This window comes from Flavobacterium sp. GP15 (genome assembly GCF_014281985.1).
In the GTDB taxonomy this organism is placed as follows: Bacteria; Bacteroidota; Bacteroidia; order Flavobacteriales; family Flavobacteriaceae; genus Flavobacterium; species Flavobacterium pygoscelis.
Genome location: NZ_JACFTC010000003.1, coordinates 70,011 through 87,388 on the forward strand (window position 1 = coordinate 70,011; position 17,378 = coordinate 87,388).

General features: G+C 31.1%; 12 protein-coding genes. 5 read left to right on the forward strand and 7 right to left on the reverse strand.

Translation table 11 applies throughout. The annotated features are described in order from the left end of the window. The 3 genes from H2650_RS08325 to H2650_RS08335 all read left to right on the forward strand — a co-directional run bounded on the left by H2650_RS08325 (position 1) and on the right by H2650_RS08335 (position 4,631). A complete protein-coding gene (locus H2650_RS08325) occupies positions 1-2,895 on the forward strand; it encodes a type I restriction endonuclease subunit R (protein WP_188050349.1) in 2,895 nt (964 codons plus the stop codon). 559 nt (positions 2,896-3,454) lie between these two features. Beyond that, positions 3,455-3,853: a DUF2452 domain-containing protein gene (locus H2650_RS08330; RefSeq protein ID WP_188050350.1), complete on the forward strand. Its 399-nt coding sequence runs from the start codon at positions 3,455-3,457 to the stop codon at positions 3,851-3,853. Positions 3,854-3,974: 121 nt separating this feature from the next. Then, positions 3,975-4,631 (forward strand): M15 family metallopeptidase, encoded by a 657-nt coding sequence (locus tag H2650_RS08335; protein WP_188050351.1) that lies wholly within the window; start codon positions 3,975-3,977, stop codon positions 4,629-4,631. Positions 4,632-4,633: 2 nt separating this feature from the next. On the opposite strand, the gene H2650_RS08340 is transcribed toward H2650_RS08335, so the two are convergent. The 7 genes from H2650_RS08340 to tsaD form a co-directional block, all read right to left on the reverse strand. After that, a complete protein-coding gene (locus tag H2650_RS08340; protein WP_188050352.1) occupies positions 4,634-5,200 on the reverse strand; it encodes a hypothetical protein in 567 nt (188 codons plus the stop codon). 5 nt (positions 5,201-5,205) lie between these two features. Then, positions 5,206-6,384: a class I SAM-dependent methyltransferase gene (locus H2650_RS08345; RefSeq protein ID WP_188050586.1), complete on the reverse strand. Its 1,179-nt coding sequence runs from the start codon at positions 6,382-6,384 to the stop codon at positions 5,206-5,208. A gap of 2 nt (positions 6,385-6,386) precedes the next feature. Beyond that, complete coding sequence (locus H2650_RS08350; protein WP_188050353.1) at positions 6,387-7,478, reverse strand: AI-2E family transporter; 1,092 nt, start codon at positions 7,476-7,478, stop codon at positions 6,387-6,389. 80 nt (positions 7,479-7,558) lie between these two features. Beyond that, the gene (locus H2650_RS08355; protein WP_188050354.1) at positions 7,559-8,500 is read right to left on the reverse strand and encodes a zinc metalloprotease; all 942 of its coding nucleotides are present in this window, start codon (positions 8,498-8,500) and stop codon (positions 7,559-7,561) included. 367 nt (positions 8,501-8,867) lie between these two features. Continuing rightward, entirely contained in the window at positions 8,868-9,506 is a 639-nt protein-coding gene (locus tag H2650_RS08360; protein WP_188050355.1) for a DUF4159 domain-containing protein, read from the reverse strand. 12 nt (positions 9,507-9,518) lie between these two features. Further along, positions 9,519-10,226, reverse strand: coding sequence for a 16S rRNA (uracil(1498)-N(3))-methyltransferase (locus H2650_RS08365; protein ID WP_188050356.1), 708 nt, complete (start codon positions 10,224-10,226; stop codon positions 9,519-9,521). Between the two features lie 2 nt (positions 10,227-10,228). Beyond that, positions 10,229-11,251, reverse strand: coding sequence for a tRNA (adenosine(37)-N6)-threonylcarbamoyltransferase complex transferase subunit TsaD (gene tsaD, locus H2650_RS08370; RefSeq protein WP_188050357.1), 1,023 nt, complete (start codon positions 11,249-11,251; stop codon positions 10,229-10,231). 238 nt (positions 11,252-11,489) lie between these two features. On the opposite strand from tsaD, the gene H2650_RS08375 reads away from it, so the two are divergent. After that, complete coding sequence (locus H2650_RS08375; RefSeq protein WP_370566832.1) at positions 11,490-15,887, forward strand: translocation/assembly module TamB domain-containing protein; 4,398 nt, start codon at positions 11,490-11,492, stop codon at positions 15,885-15,887. Between the two features lie 365 nt (positions 15,888-16,252). Further along, a complete protein-coding gene (pfkA, locus tag H2650_RS08380; protein ID WP_188050358.1) occupies positions 16,253-17,239 on the forward strand; it encodes a 6-phosphofructokinase in 987 nt (328 codons plus the stop codon). Positions 17,240-17,378 lie beyond the last annotated feature (139 nt).

Genomic DNA, 17,378 nt, shown 5'->3' on the forward strand with positions numbered 1-17,378 from the left:
ATGGCACATCAATCGGAAGCAAAATTGGAAAACAACCTAATCCAGCAATTAATTGGTTTAGGCTACGCAGCTGTAAAAATTCAAGATGGAGATGCCTTAGTTGATAATCTCAAAAAGCAACTGGAACTGTTTAATAAAACCAGTTTTACTGCAAAGGAATTTGATGCTGTTTTAAATCATCTGGCAAAAGGCAATGTTTTTGAAAAAGCCAAAACGCTGCGCGATCGTTTTCAATTGACTAAAGAAGATGGGACTTCGTTTTATGTTCGTTTTTTTAATAGCGAAGATTGGAATGCTAATGTATATCAAGTAACCAACCAAATCAGTTTAGAAGGAAGCTACAAAAACCGTTTCGATGTAACGCTTTTGGTAAACGGTTTGCCTTTGGTACAAATAGAACTCAAACGTTCTGGAATTGAAATAAAAGAAGCTTTTAATCAAATTAATAGGTATCAAAAGCATTCGTTTTGGAGTACGCATAGTTTGTTTCAATACGTGCAACTTTTTGTGATTAGCAATGGTATAGAAACCAAGTATTTGGCCAATAACGAATTGCAATCCGTCAAGCAAACCTTCTTTTGGGCAGATGAAACGAATAAAAATATTAGAGAACTAATTCCTTTTGCAAACGCTTTTTTAAATCCCAATCATTTAGGTAAAATGGTGGCGCATTATATCGTCATCAACGAAACGCACAAAGTCATGATGGTGTTGCGTCCGTACCAATATTTTGCTACCGAAGCGATTATCAAACAAGTCAATAATTCTGAAGACAACGCTTACATTTGGCACACTACAGGTTCCGGAAAAACCTTGACTTCGTTCAAAGCCAGTCAAATTTTAATGGATTTGCCCGAAGTTCACAAAGTAGTTTTCGTAGTAGATAGAAAAGATTTGGATTATCAAACCATGAACGAGTTCAACGCTTTCAAGAAAGACAGTGTTGATGTAACTGATAATACACAATCCTTAGTACGACAACTTACGGATAATACAAAACTGGTTTTAACTACGATTCAAAAGTTAAATAATGCCGTTTCAGACCGATTTAAAAATAGTATAGAACCGCTACGACATAAGAAGATCGTTTTTATTTTTGATGAATGCCATCGTTCTCAATTCGGGGAAACCCACGAACGCATTACTAAGTTTTTCGAGAAAAGTCAGTTAATTGGTTTTACAGGAACGCCTATTTTTGCCGAAAACGCTTCAAAAAACGAAAAAGGAAAACGCACCACCAAAGATTTATTTGGAAACTGCCTTCATAAATATGTAATTACCGATGCGATTCACGATCAAAACGTATTGCGTTTCGGAATAGAATATATAGGGAAATACAAAAACAAAAGTAGAGACAAGATGCATCGTTTCTCTACTTTTATTGATATCGAAGTAGAGGACATTGACAAACAAGAAGTAATGGATTCTCCCAATCGCATTGAGAAAATTGTCGATTATATTATTGCCTATCACGATCAGAAAACATTCAATAAACAATATTCGGCGCTATTAACGGTAAGCAGTATCGATAATGCCGTAAAATATTATGATTTTTTTCAGCAGAAAAAAGAAGCGGGAGCACACGATTTACGAATAGCTACTATTTTTACATATGGTGCCAACGAAGATTCGAAGGATGCCCAAGATTACCTTCCAGAAGAATCGGATTATGACCTCGCTGCAGAACCGCAAAGCAGCTATAACTCAAAGCACAGCCGAGATAAATTAGAAACCTATATTGAACATTACAACCAAATGTACAAAGGAAGTTTTACCACAAAAGATCCTAAGTTATTTGAATCGTATTTTAAAGATATTAGCAAACGATTGAAAGATCGGGAGCGAAAAAACTTTAATGACGAGAAAGATCGCTTGGATATTGTAATCGTTGTAAATATGATGCTTACGGGTTTTGATGCTAAAAAAGTAAACACGTTGTATGTCGATAAAAACCTGAAGCAACACGGTTTAATTCAAGCCTATTCCAGAACAAACAGAATGTTAGGCGAACAGAAGTCGCAAGGAAATATTTTAGCTTTTAGAAATCTTAAAAAAGCCACAGACGATGCCATTACTTTGTTTTCGAACAAAGATGCCGTAGATGTGGTGACGCTGCCAGGCTATGAAAAAATTGCAGAAAAATTTGATGAAGCTCTAAAAGCTTTACGCGAAATTACGCCCACTTATGAAAGCGTAAATGACTTAAAAGACGAAGATGCCGAAGCATTGTTTGTACAAGCGTTTCGAAAGTTAATGCGTACTATGAATGTCTTGCAATCTTACACTGATTTTGATTGGGACGATTTACCAATTGACGAGCAAGAATTTGAAGATTACAAAAGTAAATATTTGGGCTTGTACGAAAAAGTGAAGCAAGACAACAAAGTCAATAAAACGTCTATTCTAGATGATATTGATTTTGAATTGGAGTTGATTCATCGTGATAAAATTGGAGTGGCGTATATTCTAAAATTACTTTCACAGATGAAAGGCGCCAATACTTCGGAAGCCAAAGCCCAACGAAAAGCCATTATCGATTTGTTAGGCGGAGACATTAAATTAAGAAGCAAACGAGAATTGATTCAGAAATTCATTGATGAGAACATGCCGAAAATTAAAGACGGTGATGCTATCGAAGAAGAATTTGAGAAATTCTGGCAGGAGCAAAAAGTATTAGCCTTAGGAAAACTCTGCGAAGACGAAAATTTAGACAAAGCGCAATTCAAAGCTTTAATTGATGCCTACATTTACAGCGGTAGAGAACCGATTAAAGATGAAGTTTTTCAGTGTTTGGATAACCGACCAAGTATTTTACAAGCCAGAGTGATTGGTGATCGAATAATTGCCAAGATGAAAGAGTTCGTGGAGGTTTTTGAAAGGGGAATGGTGGCTTAATGAAATTAATTTAAAAAAATGTATGTTAGATTAATAAGTTTATGGCACATTACAAATTGATGTCAACTAAATTCAAATACCTTATCTGGTAAAATTTATTATTTAGTTAGAATAAAAATATAATTACATCATAAATATAAATGGCAAACAATTCCTTCTATTCAGGAGTTGCTTGCCCTTTTTTATAAATTACAACTATTTTAATTACACTAATTTGCCTTTTTTATTTTCGGAATAATCAACAAAGTAAATTAATTTTAAATAGGGTGTTTTTCCTTTAGTGGCAAATCTATTTTATCTTTATGTTTCTTATTTGCTGTTTTAAAATCAAATAATTTGATATTGCTTAATTATTATGACGGTATTTAATTGCTTTACAAAAAGGTTTAACTGCTAAATTAACTTTGTTGAGTTTATTTTTGTTTAACATTAATTTTTTATTGTTAAACAAAATAATAAATTTTATATTTGCATGCTATTTTAAAAGTTCAGTGATTTTATAAATCACTTTGAATTAGAGAAGCAACACTAAATTTAATATGCTAGATTAAATAAGACAATGGAAAATAAAAAACCCGATAATATAGTTTATTCAGAAAACGAAGGATACAATGCAAATCTATTGCCCTACGGAACAAGTGTTGGTGCTCCCGCGATTAGAGTAGATGATTTAGTTTCTTGGAAAAGCAGAGGAATTACTACTGTAAATAAGGAATTCGAGATTAAGTTTAGTGAACTAAAATCTCAGTATGAAAGTTTAATTCAAGAATTTGAGTGGAACGAATTAGTGTATAACTCCAAATTCTCTTTTGAACCCGTTGTAGGAGAGATTTACCATTTATATAAAAGTATTGATGGATCTGATTTTCTATCATTAATAGGTCCTCAAGAGTGGAATAAAGAACATATAGGAACTTTTAAACTGAATAGCGATAAAAAATGGATTCATATATCTTAAAAGTATATTCAATCCCATTTTAATAAATGATTAGTCCATTTTTAATTTACTTTTATATAACATTTTATAACTATAGCTTTCCTTTGTTAAAATTTTTCTATTTTTATAAAAAAAGTTCCTCATGAATACTACGGCTACATCTTTATTTATTTTTTGTTTTATGTTAGGGATAATTTCTTGTAAATCCCAAACTATTTCAGAAAGTGTTCTTGAGAAAAGCAATTTTGTTAGCGACACTACCTTTGTCAATTTAAAGGATTATAGTGAGGATTTTGTTTTTGATATGAAGTACGCAACTACCGATAATTTTCTTAAAGCAAAAGTGTACGATTGCGCGGAATGTTATTTAAGACTAAAAACAGTGGAGTCTTTGCTTGAAGCCAATAAAAAATTCATTGAAAAGGGATATAGAATCAAAATTTTTGATTGCTATCGTCCTTTAGATATTCAAAAAAAAATGTGGTCTATTGTTTCAAATCCTATATATGTAGCCAATCCCTCTAAAGGTTCTATCCACAATAGAGGTGGAGCGGTTGACATTACTTTAGTCGATCGTACAGGAAAAGAATTAGAAATGGGAACTTCCTTTGATCATTTTGGCAAAGAAGCGAGTCATAATTACAAGAACGTATCAAAACAAATTAAAAATAATAGGAAATTATTAAAAACAATTTTAATCGAAAGTGGTTTTAATTCATTTGATTCTGAATGGTGGCATTACAATTTAAAATTGGGTTTGAATGATAAGGTGTCAAATTTTAAATGGGATTGTGATTAATGTTATTCTACACACTTTAAATTTTCTACAAAATAGGTTTCAGGATAATAGATTTCATTATTTAGTTCCGATTTAAATTCTTTTTTCATTACATAATCTTCTGTTTCAGTTAGATATTTAATGCGCATTAGGGATACTGGAGATTTTTTTAATTCTTCAAAATTATCTTTCAAAAAAAGGAACACGCCAGAATTGACTCTATTATCAAAACCTTTGACATCGCGAATAGTTGTTCCGCAATTTTCTTGATCAATGTGCACTAAAGTAACTATTTTTCCATTGTTCAATTGTAAATAAAGTTTAGAATTTTTATCGAAACAGTTCACTTTTATAAAACCTTTACTCTTTTGTATGAGTTGAACATTTAATGAAGGCGTTCCGTCTGTATTGGCTAAAGAATAATAAATATAACTAGCATTTCCTGCAAAGTTTTTTTCACTAATCATATATTCTTTAGTCTCTTTATAAGTTCCGATAGAGTCAGTTACATTGACACTATATTCACATGGTTTTTGAGCCATTATACTCAGGCTGAAAAGAAATATAGCGGTCGTTATTATTTGTTTCATTTTATTTAAATTTTGCTGCAAATTAGAATTATTTTTTCATTATTCATATCCGTTGTAAAAAAACAATACAGAGAACCTCCCTCTTTTATTTTCCATTTTTTTCGAATGCTTTCTACAGTTTCAGGAAAATTACGTGTCGTAATATTGGCTTGCTTGTTCTCTAAGAAAGATTTCATTTCCGTTTTATGATAAGCAATTTGGTTTTGAATTTTAAATACTCTTCCAGGAAACGGAATTAAATCTTCGGAAGTATAAAGATGGGAATGTTTATGAAGTTTATAAAGTTTGTAAAATGCACCAACTTCTTCAAAACCACCCGATTTCATTATTGCGCTATTGGGTTCGTAAAGGTATTTTTTTGGATTACTAAAGGGTAAAAATTCAGTTGGCTCATTTAATGTGAAATCGAATTTTTCACAACTATCTTTCAATAGATTAACAGTTTTAATCTTTGTCTTTCCTGAAAAGGAAGAATGTAATTCCCACAATAATTCTTTTACTTCATTCTCTACGGCAACAATATGAATTGCAGCAACATTTTCTAATTCTGTTAGTCCAGCTGAAATATCAAGAAGTGGTGCCGTTTTAATTAAAATTGATTCTGAGTTTTTGAAATAAAATTGCAAATTTTCAGGAACATTTGGTAAGCAGTCTTTAAGTAAGAAAACTTTTCCTTTGGCATCATTCCTTCGCGAAGGATCTATGTAAATCCAATCCCAATGTATATTTAATTTTTTTAAGGTTTCAGAGCTGTCTTCTGCGTAGCAAGTACAGTTTGAAACCTGCAATTGCTTAAAGTTATGTTGTACAATAGCAGATAACTCAGGATAGATTTCACAATGTGCAATTTTTTTTATTTTCTTTGAAAAATAATAATCATCTACTCCAAATCCTCCAGACAAATCAATTAAGCTTTCCCCTGAAACAATCGATGCTTTATAAGAAGCAGTTTTTTCTGAAGAGGTTTGTTCCACAGAAATTTTACTTGGATAAATAATGTTTGTCGTAGCAAACCAATTGGGTAATTTATCCTTTGCTTTTGTTTTAGCTTCAATTTGATTTAAGATGCTAATCCAATTTATCTCTGGGAAAGGATTTTTTTGTAGCGCTAATTTTGAAATGCTTGTTCCGATATTGGCGTCAATAAAAGCTTGTATTTTTTGGTCTAAAATCGATAAATCCAACATTAAATATCTTTAGTTAGTAACTTGATAACCTTGTTTTCCGGAAAAAACTCTTTGCCGATGACTTTAATAATGGTGTACAAAGGAACGGCAATGATCATTCCTAGAATACCAAAAAGAAATCCTGCAGTAAGGATAACTAAGAAAATTTCTAAAGGATGCGAACTAACACTTTTAGAAAAAATAATAGGTTGTGATACGTTGTTGTCAATTATTTGTACAATCCAAAAACCAATCAAAACATAGAGTGTAGTGGGTAAAATTTCAGTTTGAAAGTCTGTACCTAAGTTGCTTAACATGGTTAATACGGCTGCTAAAATAGAGGCGATTAGTGGACCAATATAAGGAATGATGTTTAAGACAGCACACAAAAAGGCAATTATCAAGGCATTAGGAAGTCCAAAAATAAACAATACAATTAAGTAGAGTATAAACACAATAAATAATTGAAGCAACAAGCCAATAAAATAACGAGATAATAAATGATTTGTTTTTTCTAAAGAATTCAGAATTTGCTCTTCGTGGCTATTGGGTATTAATTTTTTTGCGCCAATTAGAAAATTTTTTCGATCTTTTAAAAAGAAAAAAGTAATAAATAATACAGAAGCTAAACCCATTCCGAAACTGCTTATTGTTCCCAGAAGCATGTTGAGAAAGTCGGTAACGAAATTAAAATTTAGTTTAGAAGTAATATTAGATTCCTTTAAAACGGCTGCCGAATCAATTTTGTGATTTTCTAAAAATGCACTAATTTGATTTAATAATTGTGTGATGTTTTTTTCAATTTCACCAGTATTTAGTAGTGATAAATTTTGTCCTTGCGATGATATTAATGGAATAAACAGCATAATGAATCCAAAAATAATTAATACAAAGATCAATAAAACGGCTATTGTAGCAAATAAGTGATTGAACTTTAATCTTCTTTTGAAAAAATCTAAAATTGGATTTCCTATCAAAGTAAGAATAAGGGAAACAATAAGATATATTATTACAGATTGAATTTTATAAAAGAATAACAATCCTAACCCAATAAAAATTAAGGTTAAAACTGCTCTTAGTATTCCATTTGAAATAATTTTTGATGATATCATAGCTTTAATTTAATTGGTAAATATAAAAAAACTCGCTAACAAGTAGCGAGTTTTAAATTCAAATAAAACTAAAAAAATTATTATCTAAAACTAGCTCTAGATCCTCCTGCAACGAAAAGAGCCGCCATTCTACTTTTTTGTCCATTACTAAACATATACATTCCTCTATCATCAGAATAATCCATGTAGTTCATTGTCATCTCAACTGGTGTACCAGAACAAGTACTGTAGTGAGGATAAGCAGGAACTCCATAATTAGGTGCGTTATGAGTTGGTGTATCTGAAACTAAATCACTTCCGCAATTTGCATCACCCCAAATATGACGTAAGTTCATCCAGTGACCTACTTCGTGAGTTGCTGTTCTTCCTAAGTTAAAAGGTGCACTAACTGAACCAGTAGTTCCAAATGCATTATTATCTATTACAACACCATCCGTTGATGATGCTCCTCCAGGAAATTGTGCATACCCTAAAATACCACCACCTAAATTACATGACCACATGTTTAAAACTGTTGTTGGCGTAGTAGGAGCAATTCCTGTAGCTGCTTTTTTCATGGCATCATTTGTTGTCCAAGATGTTGTAGTAGTAGCTTTTCTTACAATATTTTGTAATACAAAAGTAATACCTACATTGGCTTTAACTCCAGAAAATAAAGCAGGTACAGAGTTAAAATCACTGTTTAAAGCATTGTAATCTCTGTTCAATACATCTATTTGAGACTGTATTTGTGCGGTAGAAATGTTTTCAGCTGCTGTTTTGTATAATACATTTACTACAACTGGAATTTCAATTTTTCCATTTACTAATCGACCACTCAACATTGCATTTTGAGTAAAGTCTTCAATTTTATTCATTCTTAAAGCTAAAGTAGGATCAGCTTTCATTTGTGCTTCTAGTACTTCTTGTGAAGCACAACCGCGTTGTAAAATTGCAGTAGTATCTACTGTTGTTTCTGTTGTCTCATTTTGACAAGAAAAAAGCATCAATAAAGCTGCTGCTGATAAAAAAATTTTCTTCATGATTTGGTTTGTTAAAAATTATTGGTTTTGGTTAATTAATAAACAATTTTATAAAAAATTATCAATATAAAAAATTTATATATCTTTTTTTTGACAATAAAAAGACAATTTCTATATTTTGTTGAGTTTACAGATTATTTATAAGTAGGTTTAAACTTACTTTTTTTGTTTAAAAAACAGCTGTTTAATGTTTTGCTGTGATTTTTTTGAGATTGTTTTTTGTTGAAATTTTGGATGAAAAATCAAAAGAGAGCAACGGAATAAAACATAATTTTTTTAAAATAGTAAAGAAATTATATAATATTCTGATTCTTTGGGAGGTACTATCTTTTTGGAACAAAAAGAGTACGTAATGTTGACTTTATTATTAGTTATTAAAAATATAACTAATAATATTAGCACCCATTTTAAGTGCTTTATCGCGAATTTCTTTGGGATCATTATTCACTTCGGCATCTTCCCATCCATCACCTAAATCACATTCGTAGGTGTAAAGCAAAACTAATTTGCTATCTACAAAGATTCCAAATGCTTGTGGACGCTTGCCGTCATGTTCATGTATTTTAGGTAATCCGTTTGGAAAAGAATTAGGTTTTTGAAAAATCAAGTGACTACTTGGAATTTCAGTAAGAGGGTTATTGGGGAATATTTTTTTTATTTCTTTTCTAATGTATTGATCCATACCATAATTATCATCAATATGAAGAAAGCCACCCGCTAATAAATATTTTTTAAGGTTATCTATATCAGAATCACTAAAAACAACATTCCCATGACCAGTCATATGTATAAATGGATATGAAAATAAATCAGGACTGCTTGGTTCTACTACTGCAGGTTTAAGTTTTATTTGTGTGTTAATGGTGGCATTACAATATTTTATCAAGTTTGGTAATGAAGTAGGATTGGCATACCAATCACCACCACCGCTATATTTGACCAAAGCAATTTCTTGCGCAAATGCTGGTAAACTAAGCAATACTAAAAGATAAAATATTTTTTTCATTGTTTTAAATGTTTAGTCTTCGTTGACAAAAACTACACTATGACAAGCTACAATAGCTGCAGTTTCTGTTCTCAATCTAGTATTTCCTAATGACACAGGGATGTACTCATTGCTGAGTGCTAATGCAATTTCTTTTTCTGAAAAATCGCCTTCAGGGCCTATTAACAGAGTAATATTTTGATTGGGTTGTAACACAGATTTAAATGTTTTTTTATCAGCATCTTCACAATGTGCGATCATTTTTACATTTTCATTACTATTGTTAACAAATTCTTTAAAGGTGATGGCTGGATTCAATTTAGGTAGATACAACTCATTAGATTGCTTCATAGCAGCTAATAAAATTTTATCAAATCTTTCGTTATTGATTACCTTTCTTTCAGAATGATCACAGATAATCGGTGTTATTTCATGTATTCCGATCTCTGTTGCTTTTTCTAAAAACCATTCGTAACGATCATTCATTTTTGTAGGAGCTACAGCGAGATGCAATCTGAATTTGGAAGGAGGTGTTTTTTCAAACGAAATTATTTTAACGGTACATTTACTGTCCGAAGCTAAAGTTATTTCTGTCTTAAACAAAAAACCTAATCCATTTGTTACATATAATAGATCTGAATCTTTTTTTCGCAATACCTTAATAATGTGTTTGCTTTCTTCTTTATCAAAAGTGAATGTTTCTGTAGTTTCGTTTATGGTAGGGCTGTAAAATAATTGCATAGTTATAATTGTATTCTTGCTTTAGAAACAACTGCAGCTGTTTCAAAGGTTTGATTTAAAAATTTTTGATATCCAACAATTCCTATCATTGCTGCATTATCTGTTGTATATTCAAATTTTGGAATAAAGGTTTTCCAACCATAGTTATTTTCGGCTTCCTTTAATGTTTTTCTAATACCTGAATTCGCAGAGACACCTCCTCCAATTGCGATTTGTTTAATTCCAGTTTCTTTTACTGCCAATTTTAATTTATCCATTAAAATTTCGATAATTGTATGTTGAATTGAGGCGCAAATATCATTTAGATTTTCGTCAACAAAAGCTGGATTCTCTAATTTTTTCTTTTGAATAAAATACAATATCGCTGTTTTTAATCCAGAGAAGCTAAAGTCTAATCCTGGAACTTTTGGTTTTGTAAATACAAACGCTTTCGGATTTCCTATTTGTGCATATTTATCTATCAACGGTCCGCCAGGATAGGGTAGTCCTAATATTTTTGCACTTTTATCAAAAGCTTCACCAACAGCATCATCGGTTGTTTCGCCGATAACGGTCATTTCAAAAAAGTGATCTACCTTAATAATTTGAGTATGACCACCACTGATGGTTAAGGCTAAGAAAGGAAAATTGGGTTTCTCAAAACCATCTTCGGCAATAAAATGAGCTAAAACATGAGCTTGCATGTGGTTTACAGCTATCAAAGGAATTTGTAATGCCAATGCCATCGATTTTGCAAAAGAACTGCCTACCAAAAGTGATCCCATTAATCCTGGGCCTTGCGTAAAAGCAATTGCAGATAACTGTTCTTTTTGTATATTTGCTTTGCGAAGTGCGGCATCAACTACGGGAACAATATTTTGTTGGTGTGCACGGGAAGCTAGTTCTGGAACAACGCCACCGTATTGGTTATGAATTAGCTGATTTGCTACAACATTTGATAGTACTTTATCGTTGTGTAAAACAGCTGCTGCTGTATCGTCACAAGAACTTTCGATAGCCAGAATAAAAACCTCGGAATTTTGCATAAAAAGGCACAAATTTTGAATTACTTTTGACAAGTCGATTATACAATTGTATTAATTTGTCAAAGTCCAAAATTAGAGAATTTTTGTCAAAGACATCCCGTTTCTCGTGGCAAAATGAAATATTAGAAAATTTAAATAATAAAAAGGTATCAAAAAAATTGTAAAAATAGCATTTCGTTCCCTCATTGGATTAATTCTCCTTTTATTGATTCTTGCCATTGCACTAACTTTGCCAGTTGTGCAAACTAAAATTGCTCATTATTTTACAAATACGATTAATAAAGATTTTGGAACAAATATCGCCATCGAAGGAGTTTCAATATCTGTTTTTGGAGGAATAAAGTTCAAAGAGGTTCTTATACGCGACCATCATAACGATACTTTAATTTATTCTCAAAGAATTGCAACCACTATTTTAGAAGGGAAAAAATTATTAGATGGTGATTTGATTTTTGATGGTTTGGAGTTAAAAGGTTTGTTGTTTAACCTAAAAACTTATAAAAACGAAAAAGATTCTAATCTTGATAAATTTGTTGCTGCTTTTGAAACTGGAAAACCCTCTACAAGAAAATTTTTGCTCAAAGCCAATAAATTACAAATACAAAACGGGCATTTTATTTTAACAGATGAGAATCGAGAAAACCCAAAAGATGTAGATTTTACAAAGTTAAATGCTTCTGTAACTGATTTTATGATTTTTGGTCCAGAGGTCACTACAACCATAAATAAGATGTCATTTTTAGATTTTAGAGGTTTGTATGTTAAAAATTTAAAATCAAAATTCTCTTATTCAAAGAAAAATATAAAATTAGAAGATCTTGATTTATTAACAAAGGAATCTACACTAGTAGGTACTGTTTTGCTAAAATATAAAATTGAAGACTTTAGTGATTTTAATGATAAAGTTTTATTTGATATTAAACTAAAATCAGCTTCAATTGCCTCAAATGATATTCGCCATTTTTATAAAGAAATAGGAAAAAATCAGCATTTTTATGTAAAAACCAAGATCACTGGGACGTTAAATAATCTTAGTCTTACTAATTTAAAATTAGTAGATGATCGCATGACGGCGATAAATGGGAATATTAATTTTAAAAATTTATTTGCTAAAAAAGGACAGCAATTTTCGATGTATGCTCAATTTGATAAGTTAACTTCAACTTATGATGATTTAGTAGTGATTTTGCCTAATATTTTAGGTAACAAATTGCCAACTTCTTTAAAGAAATTAGGAAGATTTACTGCCTCTGGAACTTCTAGTGTTTCTACAACTGCAGTTGAAGCCGATTTTTCAATGGTAACTCAACTAGGAAACGTAACATCAAATTTGGCGATTCAAAATATTGATAATATAGACAAAGCATCGTATGTTGGAAATGTGATTATGGACAATTTTGACATTGGTACCTTGTTGGAACAAAAAGATTTAGGAAGAGTTAGCCTTAATATTGATGTTGATGGAAAAGGTTTTAAACAAAAATATTTGGATACAGCCATTAAAGGTGATATTAGTAAAGTAGATTTTAGAAACTACAGTTATACAAATGTAGTGGTTGACGGAACCCTGAAAAGTCCCAAATACAAAGGTCTTATTTCGATTAGTGATCCTAATCTAACTATGACATTTGATGGTTTATTGGATATTAGCAAAAAAGACAGTCGCTATGATTTTCATGTAAATGTTGAGAATGCTGATTTAAATAAATTAAAATTAGTAAAAGATTCAATCTCTGTTTTTAAAGGAGATGTTGTGGTACAGGCTTCGGGTAATAATATCGAGAATTTTCAAGGAAATGTTTACATCAACAAGACTTCCTATAAAAATGCAAAAGACACCTATAATTTTGATGATTTTACCATAAATTCTGTTTTCGATAAAAGTAGGATAAGAACTATTACTGTTAATTCTCCTGATATCGTACAAGGAGAAATAATTGGTCGTTATGAATTTAGTCAGTTAAAAAACTTAGTTAAAAATTCTTTGGGAAGTTTGTACACTAACTTTAAACCTCACAAAGTAAAAAAGGGACAGTTTCTTAAATTTAATTTTTCAATCTATAATAAAATCATAGAAATATTTTTTCCAGAAATAGCTATCGGTGCTAATACGGTTGTTAAAGGGAATATTAATTCGGATAATCAAGAGTTTAAATTCAATTTTAATTCACCTCAAATTGTAGCTTCAGACAATACATTTGATAATATTAATATTGCTGTAGATAATAAAAACCCGTTGTATAATGCTTATATAGAGTTGGATAGTATTAAAACTAAATATTACAAAATACGTGATTTTAGTTTGATAAATGTGACCATGAAAGATACCTTATTCTTTCGTTCGGAATTTAAAGGAGGTAATAATGCAGAGGATTATTACAATCTCAACTTATATCACACAATCAATAAAGACAATAATAATGTTGTAGGAATTAGCAAATCTGAGGTTAAATTTAAAGATTATTTGTGGTTTTTGAATGAGAATGAAACAACGGATAATCAAATTGTCTTTGATAAAACATTTGAAAATTTCAATATTGATAATATCATATTGTCACATGAAAATCAATCGATCACATTAGGAGGAATATTTAAAGGGCCCACGGTAAAAGATTTAAATTTAAAATTTAAAGATGTTGATTTAAATCAAATTACGCCGACGAATGATAAGTTTTTCCTCGAAGGAAATATAAATGGAGATATAAGTTTTAAGCAAAACAAGAATGTTTATCAGCCTACTGCCTCAATTGTTATTGATAATTTAAATGTAAATAAAATAGATCTCGGAGTGCTTAACTTTGATATTCAAGGCGATGAAAGCCTTAAGAAATTTACAATAAATTCAAACTTAGAAAATAAAGATTTAGAATCATTTAATGCCGACGGAAGTTTTGAAATCATTGACAAACAGACCATTTTAGATTTAAAACTTAAATTTGATAAATTTAATATAGGTACATTAAATAAATTGGGAGGAGATGTTTTGTCTAATGTAAGAGGTTTGATTTCTGGTAATGCTACTATCGAAGGTAATTTAAAGAAACCAAACATCAATGGTCGTCTTTTTCTAGATAAAGCAGGATTAACAATCCCGTATCTCAACGTTGATTATGCTTTGAGTGATAATACGATTATAGATTTAACGGATGAGCGTTTCTTATTTAGAAACAATACACTTACTGATACGAAATACGGTACCAAAGGGAGTTTGAACGGAAATATTGAACATAAAAACTTTGGGGATTGGAAATTAGATTTAGCTATTAGTTCCAAACGACTTTTGGCGTTAGATACAAAGGATAGTGAAGATGCTGCCTATTATGGTACCGCATTTATTGATGGTTCTGCCACAATTAAGGGTCCCACAAATTCGTTATTTATAAAAGTAGATGCAAAGTCTGAAAAAGGGACCGCGTTCAAAATTCCTATTAATAATGCCGAAAGTGTAAGTGATAATATTTTTATTCATTTTGTCACGGAAAAAGAGAAATACAACTTGAAAAATGGTATTGTTGATAATTCTAGAAATTATAACGGATTAGAATTAGAGTTTGATTTTGATATCACACCAGATGCGGAAGTAGAAGTAATCCTAGATCGAAATACAGGTCATGGTATGAAAGGAAAAGGATTTGGATCTTTGTTGTTTAAGATTAATACTTTAGGTAAATTTAATATGTGGGGAGATTTCCAGGCGTATGAAGGAACTTATAATTTTAAATATGGTGGACTAATAGATAAGAAATTTGAGGTTAAAAAAGGAGGATCTATTACTTGGGAAGGAAACCCGATGAAAGCCCAGCTGAATCTTGAGGCAGTATATAAAACGACTGCTAATCCAGCAGTTTTATTGGATAATTCCTCTTTTAATACAAAAGTTCCAGTTGAAGTAGTAATTGGTGTTCGTGGCGATTTAACCAGTCCAGAGCCTGATTTTAACATCGAATTTCCAACAGTAAGTAACGTATTGAAATCGGAAATACAATATAAACTGAATGACAAGGATGTTAGACAAACTCAAGCCTTGTATTTATTGTCTTCTGGTGGTTTTTTAAGTCCAGAAGGAGTAAGTCAGTCCGACTTTTCAGGAAGTTTATTTGAGACTGCTTCTAGTATTTTAGGAGGGATTATTCAGTCGGATGACGATAAGTTCAAAGTTGGACTTAATTTTATTGGTGCAGACCGAAGAATAGGTCGAGAAACAGATGGAAGATTTGTGGCTACTATTTCTTCAAAGATTAATGATCGAGTTACCATCAACGGAAAATTAGGAGTTCCTTTTGGCGGTATTAATGAATCTGCGATAATTGGAGATGTAGAAGTTCTTTTCCGAGTTAACGAAGATGGAACACTAAACTTAAGACTCTTTAACAAAGAAAACGATATTAATTACGTAGGACAAGGAATTGGTTATACTCAAGGGTTAGGGGTTTCTTATGAAGTAGATTTTGATACTTTTAAGGAGTTTGTGAATCAAATTTTTAAAAACCTAAAATTTGAAAAAATATCAAGTCCTGTATCCGAAGATCAAGATTCTAATTTGTCTCCAGATTACATCAATTTTCAAGGATCTAAGAAAACAAATACAGAGAAGATTAAAAAGAACCACGAGGGACTTCTCCCAGAAGAAAATTAATAAAGCACCAATTTTATATTTTATTTGCTTCGCTCCTTTATAAATTGACACTGTTTATTAAGAATAGTGTTAGGAAATAAAAGGGAGCGAATCTTCTTTTTATTAAAATAAAACTTTACTGATTACATGTATTCATAAACTAATGTTGTAATTTGTTTTTTTATAAAATATAACGTGCTACTTAAAAAATGGTACATAAAAGTTAATTTTTTTTTTAAAACGTTCCATTATCTTCAATTTTTTTTTGATTTGTGAAAACTTATCAACGAAAACGTTTGAATTAAAATCACTGACTCGTTTTATTAAAATCATAAGCCTTGAAAGTAATTTATGTTTGCTAATTTTACACTTTAATACATTAAATAATGCCAAAAACAATAAAAAAAATTGGTGTTCTAACCTCAGGAGGTGACGCACCAGGGATGAATGCTGCGATTCGTTCCGTTGTTCGAACATGTGCCTATCACAACATAGAATGTATAGGAATTTATAGAGGATATCAAGGAATGATCGAAGGTGATTTTAAAGATATGGGACCTAGAAGTGTAAATAACATTGTTAATAAAGGGGGAACTATATTAAAATCTGCTCGTTCTAACGAATTTAAAACTCCCGAAGGAAGAAAAAAAGCACATGAAAACCTTGTAAAAGCAGGAATAGATGCCTTAGTGGTAATTGGTGGTGATGGAACATTTACTGGAGGATTATTATTTAGTACTGAATTTAATTTTCCAATAATGGGGATTCCTGGTACTATTGACAATGATATTTTTGGCACTAGCCACACCCTTGGATATGATACTGCACTGAATACAGTGATAGAAGTTATTGATAAAATAAGAGATACAGCAAGTTCACACAATCGTTTGTTTTTCGTAGAAGTAATGGGTAGAGATGCAGGACATTTGGCCCTGAATGCAGGAATAGGAGCAGGAGCTGAAGAAATTCTTATTCCTGAAGAAGATTTAGGATTGGAACGTCTGTTAGAATCGCTACAAAAAAGTAAAGCATCTGGGAAATCATCAAGTATAGTAGTGATTGCAGAAGGAGATAAAATAGGAAAAAATGTATTCGAACTAAAAGATTATGTTGAAGCCAATTTACCCGAATATGATGTAAGAGTTTCTGTTTTAGGACACATGCAACGCGGTGGTTCACCATCATGTTTTGATAGAGTTTTAGCCAGTAGATTAGGCGTAAAAGCAGTAGAATCCTTAATAGAAGGCAAAGAAAGTTATATGGTTGGTTTGCAATGTGATAAAATTTCACTTACTCCTTTAGATCAAGCAATTAAAGGGAAAACAGAAATAGATAGAGAATTATTGAGGGTTTCAGATATCATGTCTACCTAGTGTTTTTAAAATCTATAGTGAGAAATTAGATTTTAAAATTAAGTGCAATAGAATAAGGAGAATTCATAAAATTTTAGACACTATGTCTACCAGATTTGTTAAAGTTTATTGTGAGGAAATTAGACTTTATGTTGGGTTA